The sequence below is a fragment of the Nocardioides marmotae genome, assembly GCF_013177455.1.
GTDB classification, from domain to species: Bacteria; Actinomycetota; Actinomycetes; order Propionibacteriales; family Nocardioidaceae; genus Nocardioides; species Nocardioides marmotae.
The window spans coordinates 769,452-784,736 of sequence record NZ_CP053660.1 but is presented as its reverse complement, the minus strand read 5'-3'; the positions used below and the strand labels follow the sequence as shown (position 1 = coordinate 784,736).

The following is a 15,285-nucleotide window of genomic DNA, read 5'->3' as shown; positions in this document are numbered from 1 at the left end:
GCGCGCGGCCACACGTACGCCCCGGACCCCCACGGGGCACCGGGGCCGGCATGGACGCACTGCGCGGACTGGTCGGCCTGGCCGTGCTGCTGCTGGTGGCGGTCGCGGTCTCCCGGCACCGGCGCGGCATCTCGTGGCGCACCGTCGGGGTCGCCCTGGCTCTGCAGGTCGCCTTCGCCGCTCTGGTGCTGCGCTGGGGCCCCGGCGAACGGGGCCTCCGGTGGGTCTCGGACCGGGTCGCGACCCTGATCGGGTACGCCGACCAGGGCACGGTCTTCGTCTTCGGGCCGCTGACCGAGGTGGGCGAGGAGGGCGGGACGATCTTCGCGCTGTCGGTGCTGCCGGTGATTATCTTCCTCGGCGCACTGGTCGGCCTGCTGTTCTACCTGCGCGTCATCCAGTGGGCGACGTACGTCGTCGGCGGCGCGCTCGCGCGGCTGCTGGGCGTGAGCAAGGTGGAGTCGCTCTACGCCGGCACGGTGATCTTCCTCGGCCAGTCCGAGGCGCCGTTGATGATCGGCCCGTACCTCCGCTCACTGCGCAGGAGCCAGCTGTTCACCGTGATGGCCGCCGGGTTCGCCGCGGCGGCCGGATCGACGCTGGTGGGCTACTCGCTGCTCGGCGCGCCGCTGGACTACCTGCTCGCCGCCACCGTCATGAACGCCCCCGCCTCCCTGCTCATGGCCAAGATCATGTGGCCCGACTCCACCCCGGAGGGTCCCGGCGACGGCCCGCTCGACGAACCGGAGGACGGCGCGCCCGAGCTCGACGTGCGCAACGTGCGCGACCACGAGTCACGCAACGTCATCGACGCCATCGGCCGCGGCGCGATCGCCGGCGGCCGGATCGCGGTGACCGTCGGCGCGCTGCTGATCGCCTTCATCGCGCTCATTGCCCTGGCCAACGGCATCCTCGGCGCGGTCGGCGGGTGGTTCGGCGCCGACGGGCTGACCTTCGAGAAGATCCTCGGCTGGGCGCTCGCCCCGCTGGCCTGGCTGCTCGGGGTGCCGTGGTCGGAGGCCGTCGACGCCGGGTCGTGGATCGGGCAGAAGACCGTGCTCAACGAGTTCGTGGCGTACGCCGACTTCGGCCCCCAGGTCGACTCGCTCACGCCGGTGACCGTCGCGGTGGTGACCTTCGCGCTGGCCGGCTTCGCGAACTTCTCCTCGATCGCCATCCAGATCGGCACCCTCGGCTCACTGGTGCCCGAGCGGCGCGCGGTCGTCGCCGAGCTCGGCCTGCGGGCGCTGCTCGCCGGCAGCCTGGCCAACCTCGCGAACGCCGCGATCGCCGGGCTGGTGATCGGGATCGGGACCTAGCCGGCCGCCACGGGGTCGCCGTCGGTCGCGGGCGCGTCGGCCAGCTCGAGGGCGAACCAGACGGTCGTGCCGGTGACGTCCCGCTCGGAGCCCCAGCGGGTGGAGAGGGCGTCGACCAGCTGGAGGCCGCGGCCGTAGACGCGCAGCGGGTCGGGATCCTCCGAGGGGTGCGGCTCGCCCGCGGCGGTCGGCTTGCCGAGCCCGCCGAGGTCGCGGACGGTCACCGTCAGCACGCCGGCGTCGAGGACGACGCGCAGCTCCGAGGCGGTGCCGGCGTGGACGACCGCGTTGGTGACCAGCTCGGAGAGGCACAGCTGGGCGTCGTCGACCGCCTCGTCGTCGACCGCCCACGCCCGCAGGTGCTCGCGCAGGAACCGCCGCGCCGCACCGGTCGCCCGCGGACTGCTCTCGAGCAGCACGCTGGTGGTCAGCGCGCCCTCCGGCACGACCGGCTCCTGCGGGACCGCGTCGGAGCCCCGGCGGCCCGAGGCGAGTCGCACGCGACGTACGGCGTCGGAGGCGCGGCGCGCGATCGAGCGGAACGTCGCGATCCGGCGCTCGTCGAGGGCGGCCGGGTCGGAGAGGTAGACCAGCAGCCCGCCGATCGGCGAGCCGGTCCCCGGCAGCGGCAGCGCGGCGACCGCGGCGACGCCCCGCTCGCCCTGGCCCTGCAGGAAGGAGGCGTAGCGCCCCCCGAAGTCGTCGAGCCCGCCGTGAACCACCTCGCCGGTGCGGACCACCGTCGTCAGCGGTACGTCGTCGTAGGCGTCGATGTGGGACCAGTCGAGATCGTCCTGGCCCACGGCCGCGGCGCTGTCGACGAACCGGAGCCGTCGACCGCCACCCTCGCTCAGCGCGAGCGCGGCCCGCACCACCGCGGGCCCCCCGGCCACCACCGCGAGGACCGCCCGCACGACCTGGTCGACGTCGTGGGCGTCCCGCAGGAACGGATCGAGCATCGGCATGGGTCCGGTCGACGCGCCGAGGCCTCCGCCCGGCACCGACGAGGTCCCCACTTCGCCATGCACAAATGACAGCGTAAAGCCTTCGGGGCGATCCGGCTCGGGGCGATCACGCCGCGGCCGGACCACCGTGGCACGGCCGAGCGCATCGCCGCCGCGGGTCGGGGCAGCGCGACGGCCCGCGATCAGGGATGATGAGCCCCGTGGCGGCGGGCAAGCGGGCGGGGTCGAGGCGGGGCGCGAAGCGCCGCCCGGCGTTCCAGCCGCGGCTGGCCCTGCTCGCCCTCGGGGTCACAGCGCTGGTCGTGGCCTGGGGCTACCTCGTGTACGCCGCCATCGACTTCGGCGCGACCGCCCGCGGCGGCGAGTCCGCCGCGTGGGCCTTCCTCGCACTGGCCTCCCTCGGCGCGGTCGCCTGCCTCTTCGCGGGGCTGATGCTCATCGTCCGACTCCTCCGCGAGCTCGGCATCACCTCCCCGCCCCCGCCGCGCGACCCCGGCCCGCAGCCGCCCTCGGTCGCCCCCGGCGGCCGCCGCGCCGCTCGCTGACCCGCCGAGTCGGCACTTCTAACCGGCCGAGTCGGCACTTCCGACCGGCCGAGTCGGCACTTCTGCCCCGCCGAGTCGGCACTTCTGCCCCGCCGAGTCGGCACTTCTGCCCCGCCGAGTCGGCACTTCTGCCCCGCCGAGTCGGCACTTCTGCCCCGCCGAGTCGGCACTTCTGCCCCGCCGAGTCGGCACTTCTGACCGGCCGAGTCGGTACTTCCGACTACCCCGGCAGCTGCCCTGGCCAGAAGTGCTTGCTCGGCCCGCCGGAAGTGAGCACTCGCCGCGCTGGAAGTGCCCACTCGGCCCGCCGGAAGTGAGCACTCGCCGTGCCGGAAGTGAGCACTCGGCCCGCCAAAGGTGACTACTCGGCGACGGGAGGGGGCGGGAGGGGGCGGGCGGACGGTGAGAATGCCTTGCCCGCGGCGAGCATCCGGATGATGGACTCCTTGGCATCGCCCGGCGGCGCCTCCGAGCCTGGGCCGGCCCCGTCGTCCCGGTCGGCCAGGGCCGGACACGCCGCAGGGGCGGGGCCGCGAACGGCCCCGCCCCTGTCTTCCCCTGATCGCCGGCCGGGGTCGAAGCGGTCGGCGACGTGCGTGGTGGCCGCCCGCAGGTCGGGCGACCGAGCAGCCGAGTGGTCAGGCCGCGGGCACGACCAGGCGCTGGCCGGCGTCGAGCGCGGCGGTGTCGAGGGCGTTGAGCCGCTCGATCTGGTTCATCATGCCGCGGACGTCGCCGTCCTCGGCGAGGTCGGCGGCGATCCCCCACAGGGTCTCGCCGGTGCCGACCATCACGACGCGGGTGGGCTCGGGGGTGCCGGCCTCGTCGGTCGCGACCGAGCCGGCGGCGATGAACAGGCCGACGCCGAGCACGAAGGCCAGCGCGAGCAGGAAGACCACGAGCCGGCCGCGTCGGGTCAGCCGCACGGTCGCCCCACGGGTGGGGCGGTCGAACGAGGTGGCGTACGGGGCGCGGGTGGCGGTGATGGTGCTCATGCGGGACCTCCTGGGGAAGCGGCGGTCAGCCTCGGGTCGTGTCGATCTCGGTCTGCACCGATGTCTAACCGCGACCACCGACAGTGGTCGGCGAGCCAGTCATCGAGCAGACGTTCGATCGAACGTATGTACGACCGTAGAGCACTTGTTCGAACAGATCAAGGACCTGTGCGAACGAATGTTCGAACGCTTCTCAGCGCAGGCGGCGCCTCCCCTGGGCCGCGAACACCGCCAGCGCCGGGCCGGAGAGCGACGGCGCGAGCTGGCCCACCCGCATCGCGGCGCCGCGCCACCCGGGCAGGGTGCGCACGACGCGCCGCGAGCCGACGAGGTCGACCGCCGCCTGGGCCGTCTCCTCCACCGACAGCAGGTGGCCACCGGAGCTGACCAGCCGCTTGGCCAGGCCGTCGGGGCGCATCTCGGCGACCAGCGTGGTGTCCACGCCGTCGGGGCACAGCGCGTGCACGCGGACCCCGCGCGGCGCCTCGAGGGAGACCGAGGATGCGAGCGAGACGACCGCGGCCTTCGTCGCGGCGTACAGGGAGAGCCCCGGGACGGGGCCGAGGCCCGAGAGCGAGGCGGTGAGCACGAGGTCCCCGCCGCGGGGGCCGAACGCCGCCAGCGCGGCGCGGGTGCTCCAGACCGCGCCGAGCAGGTTGACCTCGACCAGGCGGCGTACCTGCTCCTCGGTCAGGTCCACGAGCGTCCCGTCGTCGCCGACGCCGGCGTTGGAGAACCAGGCGACGACGTCGCCGTGGCCCGCCGCCACCCGGGCGACCTCGGCGTGCGAGGCGGGGTCGCGCACGTCCTGGGCCACCCCCTCGGCCGCGCCGATCTCGCGGGCGGTGCGGGCCGCCCCCTCCCCGTCCACGTCGGTGACCACGACGCGGTGACCGCGGGCGACCATGAGCTCGGCGATGCCGCGGCCGATGCCGCGGGCCGCCCCGGTGACGACACAGCTGGTGTTCTCCATGGCCCGATCCAACCAGCGCCGGCCCCGCGCCACCCTCCTCGCCCGCCGAGCCGACCGAGCCGACCGACGCCCGCGCGACACACCTTCGAACAGGTGTTTGAACACGGGCGCGGAAGGCTCTACGGTGCTGTCAAGGCCCCGCACCACCGCTCGCCCGTCACCGCGCTACCCCGGAAGGCACCTCCCCATGGCGAAGAACCCCGGCTCCAAGGTCACCGAGATGCCCGACGGCGCGCCCGACGTCACCGGCCTGACCCCGCGCCAGACCCGGATCCTCGCCCACATCCGCGACAGCATCGAGGGCCGTGGCTACCCGCCGAGCATGCGCGAGATCGGGGACGCGGTCGGGCTGACCAGCTCCTCGAGCGTGGCCCACCAGCTGAAGGTGCTCGAGGAGAAGGGCTTCCTCAAGCGCGACCCGCATCGCCCGCGCGCCCTCGAGGTGTTCCTGCCCGAGGTGATGGCCGCGCGGCGGGCCATGGCGAGCGCCGATGACGGGGCGGTCGACGAGACGGGCGTGGGCGACATGCTGCCCGAGGCGCAGTACGTCCCGATGGTCGGCCGGATCGCGGCCGGTGGCCCGATCCTGGCCGAGGAGCGCGTGGAGGACGTCTTCCCGCTGCCCAAGCAGCTCGTGGGCGACGGTCAGCTGTTCCTGCTGGAGGTCGCCGGCGACTCGATGGTCGAGGCGGCGATCTGCAACGGCGACTACGTCGTCATCCGGCAGCAGCCGACCGCCGACAACGGCGAGATCGTCGCGGCGATGATCGACGGCGAGGCGACGGTCAAGACCTTCCAGCGCAAGGACGGCAAGGTGTGGCTGCTGCCGCACAACGCGGCGTACGAGCCCATCGACGGCACGCACGCGACCATCCTCGGCAAGGTCACCGCGGTCCTGCGCCGGATGTGACGTCGGTCCGGCCGCGAGTGCACACCGGTGGCCGAGAGGCCCGAGAGACAGGCTCCGACGGCGTCCCCGGGTCGATCCGGGGGCGAATCAGGGGTAAGCCGGATGCTCATCACCGCCGGCATACGGCAATCTTGGACCTGTGAGCGACGTCGCCAGCCCCACGAGGTACCCACGCCTGCGGCGTGGGGTCGTCGAGCTGGCCCTGGTCCTGACCCTCTACGTGCTCTACAGCGGCTCGCGGCTCTTCGCCGACGACTCGCTGGCGCCGGCGCTCGTGCGCGCCCAAGAGCTGCTGCACGTCGAGAGCCTGGTGGGGCTGCACTTCGAGGCCTCCCTCAACCAGGTCTTCGTCGAGACCAAGATCCTCGGGCTCCTCTCCAGCTACTGGTACGCCACCGCCCACTACGTCGTGACCGCCGTGGCCCTGCTCTGGCTCTACCGCCTCGGCGCCCGTCACTACGTGCCCGCCCGCCGGGCGCTCGTCGCCGCGACCCTGATCGGCCTGGCGCTCTACCTGCTGCTGCCGACCGCGCCGCCGCGCTTCGTCGAGGGGTACGTCGACGTGCTCTCCCTCCACGCCGCCGACGGCTGGTGGGGCTCGGACGCCTCGGCGCCGAAGGGGCTCGGCGGGCTGACCAACCAGCTCGCCGCGTTCCCCTCGCTGCACGCCGGCTGGGCCCTGTGGGTTGCGATCATCGTGCAGATGAACGCGCGCACTTCCTGGGTGCGCGCGCTCGGCTGGACCTACGCGCTGATCACCGCCGTGGTCATCGTGGGCACCGGCAACCACTGGGTCCTCGACGCGATCGCCGGATGGCTGGTGATCGGCCTGGGCTTCCTCGTCGCCGCTCGGCTCGGGCGCCGGCTGGACCGGCGGGCGCCCGCCGACGAGGCGAACGACCCGGAAGTGGTCGTGTCGGAGTCGAGGCAGCACAGCTCGACCTCGGTCGGCTGAGGCCCACCCCTCCCCGGTGACCGGGCGGCGTACCCGGTCTGAACAGGCGGCGTCCGGGCCGCTGGAGGCATCACGTCCGGGCGGCCGCGTCGTTGGGGCAAGCGTGACCACGACCCAGCCCGACCGGCCGAGCCCCGCGGGCTCCGTCGGCCGCCGCACCGTCGTCGCCACCGGGGCCGTGGGCCTCGGCGTCGCGACGCTCGCCCCCGCCGCCGCCGATGGCCCCGCCACCAGCCCCGCCTCGACCTCCCGCCGCCACCGCGTCTTCCAGCACGGCATCGCCTCGGGCGACCCCCTGCCGGGTGCGGTGGTGATCTGGACCCGCGTCACCCCCACCCGGGCGGCCACTGCCGGGTCGGGCCGCGGGCCGCGCACCGAGGTCGGGTGGGAGGTCGCCACCGACCGCTCCTTCCGCGACGTCGTGCGCCGCGGCACGTTCGTCACCAGCGCCGGCCGCGACCACACCGTCAAGCTCGACGTCACCGGCCTGCGCCCCGCGACCTGGTACCACTACCGCTTCACCGCGGCCGGCCAGCGCAGCCGCGTCGGCCGCACCCGCACGGCGCCGGCCCCCGGCGCGAGCCCGCGCAACCTGCGCTTCGGGGTCGTCTCCTGCGCCAACTACCAGGCCGGCTACTTCGCCGCCTACCGCCACCTGGCCCGCCGCGACGACCTGCACGCGGTGCTGCACCTGGGCGACTACCTCTACGAGTACGAGGCGGGCCGCTACGGCGCCGGCGAGGTGATCGTGCGCCGCCACGAGCCGGCCGGGGAGATCGTCTCCCTCGACGACTACCGGCAGCGGCACGCGCAGTACAAGACCGACCCCGACCTCCAGGACCTCCACGCGAAGGCCCCGTTCATCACCGTCTGGGACGACCACGAGACCGCGAACGACGCCTGGCTGGAGGGCGCGGAGAACCACACGCCCGGCTCCGGGCCGGGCGGCGAGGGCGGCTGGCGACGGCGCCGCGCCCGCGCGCTGCGCGCCTACGACGAGTGGATGCCGGTCCGCCTCGACGGCACCGCGCGCCTCGGCGACGGGACCCGCCTCTACCGCCGCCTCCGGTTCGGCACGCTCGCCGAGCTCAGCATGCTCGACCTGCGCACCCACCGCAGCGAGCAGGTCGCCCTCCCCGTCCTCGACCCGGCGGTCAGCGAGCCGGACCGGACCATCACCGGCCGGCAGCAGATGCGCTGGCTCAAGGACTCCCTGGCCCGCGACGCCGCCCAGTGGAAGCTCGTCGGCAACCCCGTGATGATCGCGCCGGTCACCTTCGCGGCACTGCCGGCGGACCTCCTCACGCCGGTCAACGACGTGACCGGGCTGCTCCCCCAGGACGGCCTGCCCTACAACGTCGACCAGTGGGACGGCTACACCGACGACCGCCGCGAGCTGTTCGCCCACATCCGCGACCGCGGGATCAGGGACACCGTCTTCCTCACCGGCGACATCCACTCCGGCTGGGCATCCGACCTCCCCTTCGACCGCGGGCTCTACCCGCTCGCCGGCGAGACCGCCGGCGTGGAGTTCGTCTGCTCCTCGGTCACCTCCGACAACCTCAAGGACATCCTCGGGGTGCCGCCCCGGACGGCGAGCCGGGCCGTGGAGCAGGTCATCCGCACCGCCAACCCGCACATCAAGTACCTCGACTTCGACTCCCACGGCTACTGCGTGCTCGACGTGACCCCCGCGCGCGTGCAGATGGACTGGTACGTCATCGGCTCGCGCCTCGACCGCCGCACCACCGCCACCTGGTCGCGCTCCTTCGCCACCCGCGCCGGCACCAACACGGTCGTCGCCGTCGATAGGCCGGTGCGCTGATGTGCGCCCCGCAGCAACAGGCCGGCGCCACCACCGGCGCCGCCGCCCGTCCGCCCGCCGCGACCGAGCGGCGTACGGTCCTCAAGGTCGCGGGCGCCGGTGGCCTCGCGCTCACCTTCTCCACCGCGCTCGGAGCCGGCTCCCCCGCGTACGCCGCCGGGAACCGTGACCGCCGCCGCGCCTACGTGCTGGTGGTCGACGGGTGCCGGCCCGACGAGATCGACAGCGGCCTGATGCCGAACCTCGCGGCGCTGCGGGCCGACGGCCGGCACTTCCCGCGGGCGCACTCGCTGCCGGTCATGGAGACCCTGCCGAACCACGTGATGATGATGACCGGCGTCCGGCCCGACCGCGGCGGCGTGCCTGCCAACGAGATCTACGACCGCGGTCTCGGCGAGACCCGCACGATGGACCGGCCGCGCGACATCCGCACCACGACCGTCATCGAGCGGCTCGGCCGGCGGGGTTTCCGGACCGGGACGGTACTGAGCAAGGACTACCTCTACGGCGTCTTCGGCGAGCGGGCCACGCACCGGTGGGAACCGTTCCCGCTGCTGCCGGTGACCGACCACGCGCCCGACGTGTTCACCATGGAGGCCGCGCTCGGGATGGTCGAGGAGCTCGACCCGCACCTGGTCTTCGTCAACCTCGGCGACGTCGACCGGGTCGGGCACAGCGACCTCACCGGCGGCAGCCTGCAGGCGCTGCGCCGCGCGGCGCTGGCCTCGACCGACCTGCAGGTCGGCCGGTTCGTGGAGATGCTGAGGTCGACCGGCCGGTGGAAGCGCTCGATCGTCGTGGTCCTCGCCGACCACTCGATGGACTGGTCGCGGCCCGACCGCGTGGTCTCCCTGACCTCGCCGCTGGCCGCGGACCCGCTGCTGGCCGGCAACGTCGCGGTCGCCCAGAACGGCGGGGCCGACCTCCTCTACTGGACCGGCCCGGCCAAGCAGCGCGACCGCGGGGTGGCGCGGATGCTCGAGGTGGCCCGCGGGACCGCCGGCGTGCTCTCCGCGCACGACCGGGCCCGCAGCTCCTGGCTGCGCCTGGGCCCGGACGCCGGCGACGTCGTCGCCTACTGCCGCGCGGGGTGGCGGTTCAGCGACCCGATGGTCGTGTCCAACCCGATCCCCGGCAACCACGGCCACCCGGCCACGCGCCCGATCCCGTTCTTCGTCGGCGGCGGGCACCCGGCCGCGGCCAAGGCCGTCTCCTCCTCGCTCGCGGCCACCGTCGACGTCGCGCCGACGATCGCGGAGTTCTTCGGACTCCGCGGCGCGCCGCGGGGAGGGTGGGACGGCCGCTCGCGGATCTGAGGCGGCGGACCCGAGGGGGCTCAGTCCTTGGCGGAGGCGGAGAGCCGGGCGAGCGCCTTGCGGACGATCGAGGGGTCGGTGGTGGTCCACATCGGCGGCAGGCTGGCCTTGAGGAAGCCGCCGTAGCGGGCGGTCGCCAGCCGCGGGTCGAGGACGGCGACCACGCCGCGGTCGGTGGTGGTGCGGATCAGCCGGCCGGCGCCCTGGGCCATCAGCAGGGCGGCGTGGGTGGCCGCGATCTGCATGAAGCCGTTGCCACCGGCCTGGTCGGCGGCCTTCTGCCGCGCCGACATCAGCGGGTCGTCGGGCCGCGGGAACGGGATCCGGTCGATGAGCACCAGCTGGCAGGTGTCGCCGGGGACGTCGAGCCCCTGCCACAGCGAGAGGGTCCCGAACAGCACGGTGTGCGGGTCCTCGACGAACTGCTTGGCCAGCTCGGGCAGCTGGGCGTCACCCTGCGCGAGGGTGGTCAGGTGCGGCAGCCGCTCGCGGACCGCCTCGGCGGCGGTCTCCGCGGCGCGGCGCGAGGAGAACAGCCCGAGCGCCCGCCCGTCGGCGGCGTCGATGAGCTCGACGATCTCGTCGAGCTGGGCGGCCACCAGGCCGTCGCGGCCCGGCGGCGGCAGGTGCCGGGCGACGTACAGGATCCCCTGCTGGCCGTAGTCGAACGGCGAGCCCACGTCGATGCCGCGCCAGGGCAGCACGGTGTCGGTGCGCTGGGCGTCGGCGGTCTCCTCCACGACCCGCTCGGAGGGCTTGAGGCCGACGCTGGTGGCGACCGAGCCGAAGTCGCCGCCGAGCATGAGGGTGGCGCTGGTGAAGACCACGCTCTTCTCGCGCAGCAGCTTGTCGCGCATCGGCCCCCACACCTGCAGCGGCGCCACGCACAGCCGCGGCGGCATCCGCTCGGTGCCCTCGGTCAGCCACAGCACGTCGGAGTCGAGGTCGGCGGCCATCCGCTCGGCGGTGGCGAAGACCTCCTGGACCGACCCCTTGGCCTGGGTCAGGCCGGGGTCGGCGGACTTGTCGCTCTTGTCCTCCCCCTTGGGGTACGCCGACAGGCAGGCGCGCGCCGCGTCGCGGACCAGCACGAGGGCGTCGCCGAGCTCCTGCGGCATCCGCTCGAACCGGCCGGGCCGCGCGTCGGTCATCGCCGAGCGCAGCGCCTCCGCGGCGTCGGCGAGGTCGTCGGCCTGCGAGCCCTCGACGTGGCGCTGGCTGCGCCGGGCGGCCCGCTCGACCTCGGCGGCCCACAGCTCGTCGGTCGCGGCCTGGGTGACCCGCGCGGTCAGCTCGTGGGCCTCGTCGATGACGACCGCGTCGTACTCCGGGATCATCGGCACGCCCTCGATCGCGTCGATCGCGAGCAGGCTGTGGTTGGTGATGATCAGGTGCGAGCGCTGCGCCTTCTCCTTGGCGAGCTCCGCGAAGCACTCCTGGCCGAAGGGGCACTTGGTCGCGCCGAGGCACTCGCGGTGGCTGACCGAGACCTGGCGCCACTCGCGGTCGGTGTGCCGCGGGGCGTTGTCGCGCTCGCCGCTGCCGCTCTCCTCGGCCTGCTCCTCGGCCCAGGCGCGCAGCTCGAGGACCTTCTGGCCCATCGACCCCTCGGGCATCTGCACGAGCGCGCCCTGGTCGTCGGGGACGCCCTCGCGGACGCGGTGGAGGCAGGCGTAGTTGGAGCGGCCCTTGAGCACGGCGTAGGAGGTGTCGACGTCGCGGACCGAGTCGTCCTTGGCGACCGCCTCGACCAGTCGCGGCAGGTCACGCTCGACCAGCTGGTGCTGGAGGGCGAGGGTGGCGGTCGCGACGACCACGCGGTCGGGGTGGAGCAGCGCGGGCACGAGGTAGGCCAGCGACTTGCCGGTGCCGGTGCCGGCCTGGACGAGCAGGTGCTCCTCGTCGGCCAGCGCGCGGGAGACGGCCTCGGCCATCCGCACCTGGCCGGCCCGCTCGGCGCCACCGAGCGCCCGCACGGCGGAGGCGAGCACCTCGCTGACGCGGGTCGTCGGCGAGGTCGTCGGGGCGGAGGTCGGCGGCACCCGAGCACCCTAACGGCGCGCGCCGACAGACCCGGCCCGGTCGGTGACCGGACCTGTGGACGGGTGACGCGCGCCGCGCGGTGGCCCGGGACCGGGCCCGGGCTCAGGCTCAGTACTCCAGGTGGTCGAGGTAGAGGTGACCGACGGCCGCGCTGGTCAGCGGGGTGACGTCGGGGGTGTCGTTCTCGACGATGTACTCCTCCACCTTGTGGGTGCGGAAGATCCGCGGGAAGTCGACCACCCCGGTGCCGAGGTCGGCCATGTCGCCGGTCGTGGCGTCGCGGTCCTTGACGTGGAACTGCCGCACCCGCTGCGGCGCGTCGCGGACGACCTTGATCGCGAACCGGTCGGGATCGGCCACGCCGAGGTTCACCCCGCCGGTGTAGGCCCAGTACAGGTCCACCTCCAGGTGCACCAGCCGTGGGTCGAGCCGGTCGGTGAGCACCTCCCAGGGCGTGAGTCCCCCGCCCAGGTCGGTCGTGAACTCGTGGGCGTGGTTGTGGTAGCCGTAGCGCAGTCCGTAGCGCTTGGCGACCGCCGCCTCGGCGTTCATCTGGTCGGCCCAGCGCTGCCAGTCCGCCAGCACGTTCGAGGCGAGGTAGGGCACGACGACGTACGTCTGGCCCAGCGTGGCGGCGTTCTCCAGCTTGGTCCGCAGCGCCGCGCGGGTCTCGCTGATGCCGTCGTGGCTCGAGCTGGCCCGGATCCCGAGGCCGTCGAGGAACGTCCGCAGCTCCGCCGCCGTGCGGCCGTAGTAGCCGGCGAGCTCGACGCGCTCGTAGCCGTACTGCGCCAACCGCCTGAGCACGGTGTCGAAGCCGGGCTCGCCGCCGAGCGCGTCGCGCAGCGTGTAGAGCTGGATGCTGATCCGGTCGTGCGGCACCCGGTGCCGGCCGCCGCCGTGACCGCCGTGCGGTCCGCCGTGCGGCCCGCCCTTCGGCCCGCGGCTTCCCGCCTGCGCGGGAGCGGCCGCGGTCGCGCCGAGCACCGCCGCCCCGGCCGCACCCGCGGCGGCGCCGCGGAACAACGAGCGCCGACTGGCGCCCTTCTCGGCCAGGGAGCGCCGCAGCGCCGCCTCGCCGTCATGTCCGAAACACATGTCCTCATCCTTCCGTCGGTCGATCAGTCCCGAGCCCGTACGACACGGGAAGCACTAGTCCTGCGTGGCGAAGGCGGCGTCGAAGGCCGCGGTCGGGGCGTCGAAGGCGAGCCGGCGCACGAGCTCCAGCGCCTCCGGGGCGCCGACCAGCCGGTCCATGCCGGCGTCCTCCCACTCCACCGAGATCGGGCCGTCGTACCCGATCGTGTTGAGCATCCGGAAGCACTGCTCCCACGGCACGTCGCCGTGCCCGGTCGAGACGAAGTCCCAGCCGCGGCGCGGGTCGGCCCACGGCAGGTGCGAGCCGAGCCGGCCGTTGCGGCCGTTGCCGGTCAGGCGCTTCGCGTCCTTGCAGTCGACGTGGTAGATCCGGTCCTGGAAGTCCCACAGGAAGCCGACCGGGTCGAGGTCCTGCCACACGAAGTGGCTGGGGTCCCAGTTCAGCCCGAACGCCTCGCGGTGGCCGATCGCCTCCATCGCGGCCTTGGTCGTCCAGTAGTCGTAGGCGATCTCCGAGGGGTGCACCTCGTGGGCGAAGCGGACCCCGCACTCGTCGAAGACGTCGAGGATCGGGTTCCACCGGTCGGCGAAGTCGCGGTAGCCGGCGGCGACCATCTCCTCGGTGGCGGGCGGGAACATCGCGACGTACTTCCAGATCGAGGAGCCGGTGAAGCCGACGACCGTCTTGACCCCCAGCCGCTGCGCCGCGCGGGCCGTCATCTTCATCTCCTCCGCCGCCCGCTGCCGCACGCCCTCGGCGTCCCCGTCGCCCCAGATCCGCGCGGGGAGGATCGCCTCGTGCCGGGCGTCGATGGGGTCGTCGCAGACCGCCTGGCCCTTGAGGTGGTTGGAGATGGCGAAGACCTGGAGCCGGTGCTTCTCCAGCACGTCGAGCTTGGCCTGCACGTACGCGTCGTCCTCGGCGGCCTGCCACGGGTCGAGGTGGTCGCCCCAACAGGCGATCTCCAGGCCGTCGTAGCCCCACTCGGCGGCCAGGCGGGCCACCTCCTCGAAGGGCAGGTCGGCCCACTGGCCGGTGAACAAGGTGATCGGGCGGGGCATCGGAGGTCCTCTCGGTCGGGCGTACGTCGCGGGGCGGGTCAGGCGCGGGTCAGGCGGGGATGGTCTGCCAGGCGCGGGTGTCGGAGCTGGTCTCGACCGCGGCGAGGACGCGTTGGACCTGCAGGCCCTCGGCGAAGCCGGGCGCGGGGTCGGTGCCGGCGGCGATGGCGTCCACCAGGTCGACGACCTGGTGGGTGAAGGCGTGCTCGTAGCCCAGCCCGTGGCCGGCGGGCCACCAGGCGGCCACGTAGGGGTGGGTCGCCTCGGTGACCAGGATCCGGCGGAAGCCGGCGGTCTCGGCCGGCTCGGTGGCATCGAAGAGCTCCAGGACGTTCATGTCCTCGAAGTCGAAGGCCAGGCTGCCGGCGGAGCCGTTGACCTCGACCCGGATCGCGTTCTTCCGGCCGGTGGCGAAGCGGGTGGCCTCGAAGGTCCCGAGCGCGCCGCCGGCGAAGCGGGCGATGAAGACGGCCGCGTCGTCCACGGTCACCGGTCCCCGCTCGGCGGAGGCGGTGCCGGAGAGGCCGGAGTGCTCCGCGGCGAGCGGCCGCTCCTTGACGAAGGTCTCCAGCTGTCCGGAGACCTCCTGGATCCGGTCGCCGGTGATGTGCTGGGCCAGGTCGATGATGTGCGCGCCGATGTCGCCCAGGGCCCCGGAGCCGGCCCGCTCCCGGTCCAGGCGCCACGACAGCGGGGCCTCCGGGTCGGCGATCCAGTCCTGGAGGTACTGCGCGCGGACGTGGCGGACCTCGCCGATCCGCCCCTGCTCGACCAGGCGCCGGGCCAGGGCCACCGCCGGCACCCGGCGGTAGGTGAAGCCGACCATCGCGCGTACGCCGTGCGCGGCCGCACGCTCCGCGGCGGCGACCATCTGCTCGGCCTCGGCGACGGTGTTGGCCAGCGGCTTCTCGCACAAGACGTGCTTGCCGGCCTCCAGCGCGGCGACCGCGATCTCGGCGTGGGTGTCACCGGGGGTGCAGACGTCGACCAGGTCGACGTCGTCGCGCTCGAGCACCGAGCGCCAGTCGTCGCTCGACCCGGCCCAGCCCAGCCGCTCGGCCGCCTCGGCGGCGCGGGCCGCGTCGCGGCCGCACACCACCTGCATGACCGGGTCCATCGGGAGGTCGAAGAAGCGGGGGGCGCTGCGCCAGGCCTGGGAGTGCGCGGCGCCCATGAAGGCGTGCCCGATCATGGCGACCGAGAGCCGCGGCCGGGCGGTGGGGTGGGTCATCGTCGTCTCGTTTCAGCGGTGGGGGCGACGGCCTCCCCGCGGCCCGTC

At 74.1% G+C, this 15,285-nt stretch carries 13 protein-coding genes; 6 read left to right on the top strand and 7 right to left on the bottom strand.

From position 1 onward, the window contains the following. The first annotated feature begins 50 nt into the window (after positions 1-50). Positions 51-1,319: a NupC/NupG family nucleoside CNT transporter gene (locus tag HPC71_RS03730; RefSeq protein ID WP_154613767.1), complete on the top strand. Its 1,269-nt coding sequence runs from the start codon at positions 51-53 to the stop codon at positions 1,317-1,319. On the opposite strand, the gene HPC71_RS03725 is transcribed toward HPC71_RS03730, so the two are convergent. Beyond that, on the bottom strand, positions 1,316-2,284 hold the full coding sequence (locus HPC71_RS03725; protein WP_154613766.1) for an ATP-binding protein: 969 nt from the start codon (positions 2,282-2,284) through the stop codon (positions 1,316-1,318). The genes HPC71_RS03730 and HPC71_RS03725 overlap by 4 nt on opposite strands. Before the next feature lie 191 nt (positions 2,285-2,475). On the opposite strand from HPC71_RS03725, the gene HPC71_RS03720 reads away from it, so the two are divergent. Then, positions 2,476-2,829, top strand: coding sequence for a hypothetical protein (locus tag HPC71_RS03720; protein WP_154613765.1), 354 nt, complete (start codon positions 2,476-2,478; stop codon positions 2,827-2,829). 638 nt (positions 2,830-3,467) lie between these two features. Here the strand turns inward: HPC71_RS03720 and HPC71_RS03715 are convergent. Continuing rightward, entirely contained in the window at positions 3,468-3,824 is a 357-nt protein-coding gene (locus tag HPC71_RS03715; RefSeq protein ID WP_154613764.1) for a LysM peptidoglycan-binding domain-containing protein, read from the bottom strand. Between the two features lie 193 nt (positions 3,825-4,017). Beyond that, positions 4,018-4,797 (bottom strand): SDR family NAD(P)-dependent oxidoreductase, encoded by a 780-nt coding sequence (locus tag HPC71_RS03710; protein ID WP_154613763.1) that lies wholly within the window; start codon positions 4,795-4,797, stop codon positions 4,018-4,020. 187 nt (positions 4,798-4,984) lie between these two features. Here HPC71_RS03710 and lexA point away from each other — a divergent pair, with 187 nt between their 5' ends. The 4 genes from lexA (at position 4,985) to HPC71_RS03690 (ending at position 9,803) form a co-directional block, all read left to right on the top strand. Beyond that, positions 4,985-5,707 carry a transcriptional repressor LexA gene (gene lexA, locus HPC71_RS03705; protein ID WP_154613762.1) on the top strand — a complete coding sequence of 241 codons (723 nt, stop codon included), beginning with the start codon at positions 4,985-4,987 and terminating at the stop codon, positions 5,705-5,707. A gap of 139 nt (positions 5,708-5,846) precedes the next feature. Continuing rightward, a complete protein-coding gene (locus HPC71_RS03700; RefSeq protein ID WP_154613761.1) occupies positions 5,847-6,662 on the top strand; it encodes a phosphatase PAP2 family protein in 816 nt (271 codons plus the stop codon). A 103-nt stretch (positions 6,663-6,765) separates the two neighbouring features. Then, on the top strand, positions 6,766-8,487 hold the full coding sequence (locus HPC71_RS03695) for an alkaline phosphatase D family protein (RefSeq protein WP_171896110.1): 1,722 nt from the start codon (positions 6,766-6,768) through the stop codon (positions 8,485-8,487). After that, complete coding sequence (locus tag HPC71_RS03690; protein ID WP_154613760.1) at positions 8,487-9,803, top strand: alkaline phosphatase family protein; 1,317 nt, start codon at positions 8,487-8,489, stop codon at positions 9,801-9,803. The genes HPC71_RS03695 and HPC71_RS03690 overlap by 1 nt, the downstream gene beginning before the upstream one ends. 20 nt (positions 9,804-9,823) lie before the next feature. Here the strand turns inward: HPC71_RS03690 and HPC71_RS03685 are convergent, their stop codons facing one another. The 4 genes from HPC71_RS03685 to HPC71_RS03670 all read right to left on the bottom strand — a co-directional run bounded on the left by HPC71_RS03685 (position 9,824) and on the right by HPC71_RS03670 (position 15,237). Then, entirely contained in the window at positions 9,824-11,845 is a 2,022-nt protein-coding gene (locus HPC71_RS03685; RefSeq protein ID WP_171896108.1) for an ATP-dependent DNA helicase, read from the bottom strand. 109 nt (positions 11,846-11,954) lie between these two features. Further along, a complete protein-coding gene (locus tag HPC71_RS03680; RefSeq protein ID WP_154613759.1) occupies positions 11,955-12,944 on the bottom strand; it encodes a sugar phosphate isomerase/epimerase family protein in 990 nt (329 codons plus the stop codon). A 54-nt stretch (positions 12,945-12,998) separates the two neighbouring features. Further along, a complete protein-coding gene (locus HPC71_RS03675) occupies positions 12,999-14,006 on the bottom strand; it encodes a sugar phosphate isomerase/epimerase family protein (protein ID WP_154613758.1) in 1,008 nt (335 codons plus the stop codon). Positions 14,007-14,055: 49 nt separating this feature from the next. After that, on the bottom strand, positions 14,056-15,237 hold the full coding sequence (locus HPC71_RS03670) for a Gfo/Idh/MocA family protein (RefSeq protein WP_154613757.1): 1,182 nt from the start codon (positions 15,235-15,237) through the stop codon (positions 14,056-14,058). Between the last annotated feature and the right edge of the window lie 48 nt (positions 15,238-15,285).

Coding starts and splice junctions, on each gene's coding strand:
- HPC71_RS03730 (WP_154613767.1), top strand. CDS start 51: ATGGACGCACTGCGCGGACTGGTCGGCCTGGCCGTGCTGCTGCTGGTG.
- HPC71_RS03725 (WP_154613766.1), bottom strand. CDS start 2,284: ATGCCGATGCTCGATCCGTTCCTGCGGGACGCCCACGACGTCGACCAG.
- HPC71_RS03720 (WP_154613765.1), top strand. CDS start 2,476: ATGAGCCCCGTGGCGGCGGGCAAGCGGGCGGGGTCGAGGCGGGGCGCG.
- HPC71_RS03715 (WP_154613764.1), bottom strand. CDS start 3,824: ATGAGCACCATCACCGCCACCCGCGCCCCGTACGCCACCTCGTTCGAC.
- HPC71_RS03710 (WP_154613763.1), bottom strand. CDS start 4,797: ATGGAGAACACCAGCTGTGTCGTCACCGGGGCGGCCCGCGGCATCGGC.
- lexA (WP_154613762.1), top strand. CDS start 4,985: ATGGCGAAGAACCCCGGCTCCAAGGTCACCGAGATGCCCGACGGCGCG.
- HPC71_RS03690 (WP_154613760.1), top strand. CDS start 8,487: ATGTGCGCCCCGCAGCAACAGGCCGGCGCCACCACCGGCGCCGCCGCC.
- HPC71_RS03680 (WP_154613759.1), bottom strand. CDS start 12,944: ATGTGTTTCGGACATGACGGCGAGGCGGCGCTGCGGCGCTCCCTGGCC.
- HPC71_RS03675 (WP_154613758.1), bottom strand. CDS start 14,006: ATGCCCCGCCCGATCACCTTGTTCACCGGCCAGTGGGCCGACCTGCCC.
- HPC71_RS03670 (WP_154613757.1), bottom strand. CDS start 15,237: ATGACCCACCCCACCGCCCGGCCGCGGCTCTCGGTCGCCATGATCGGG.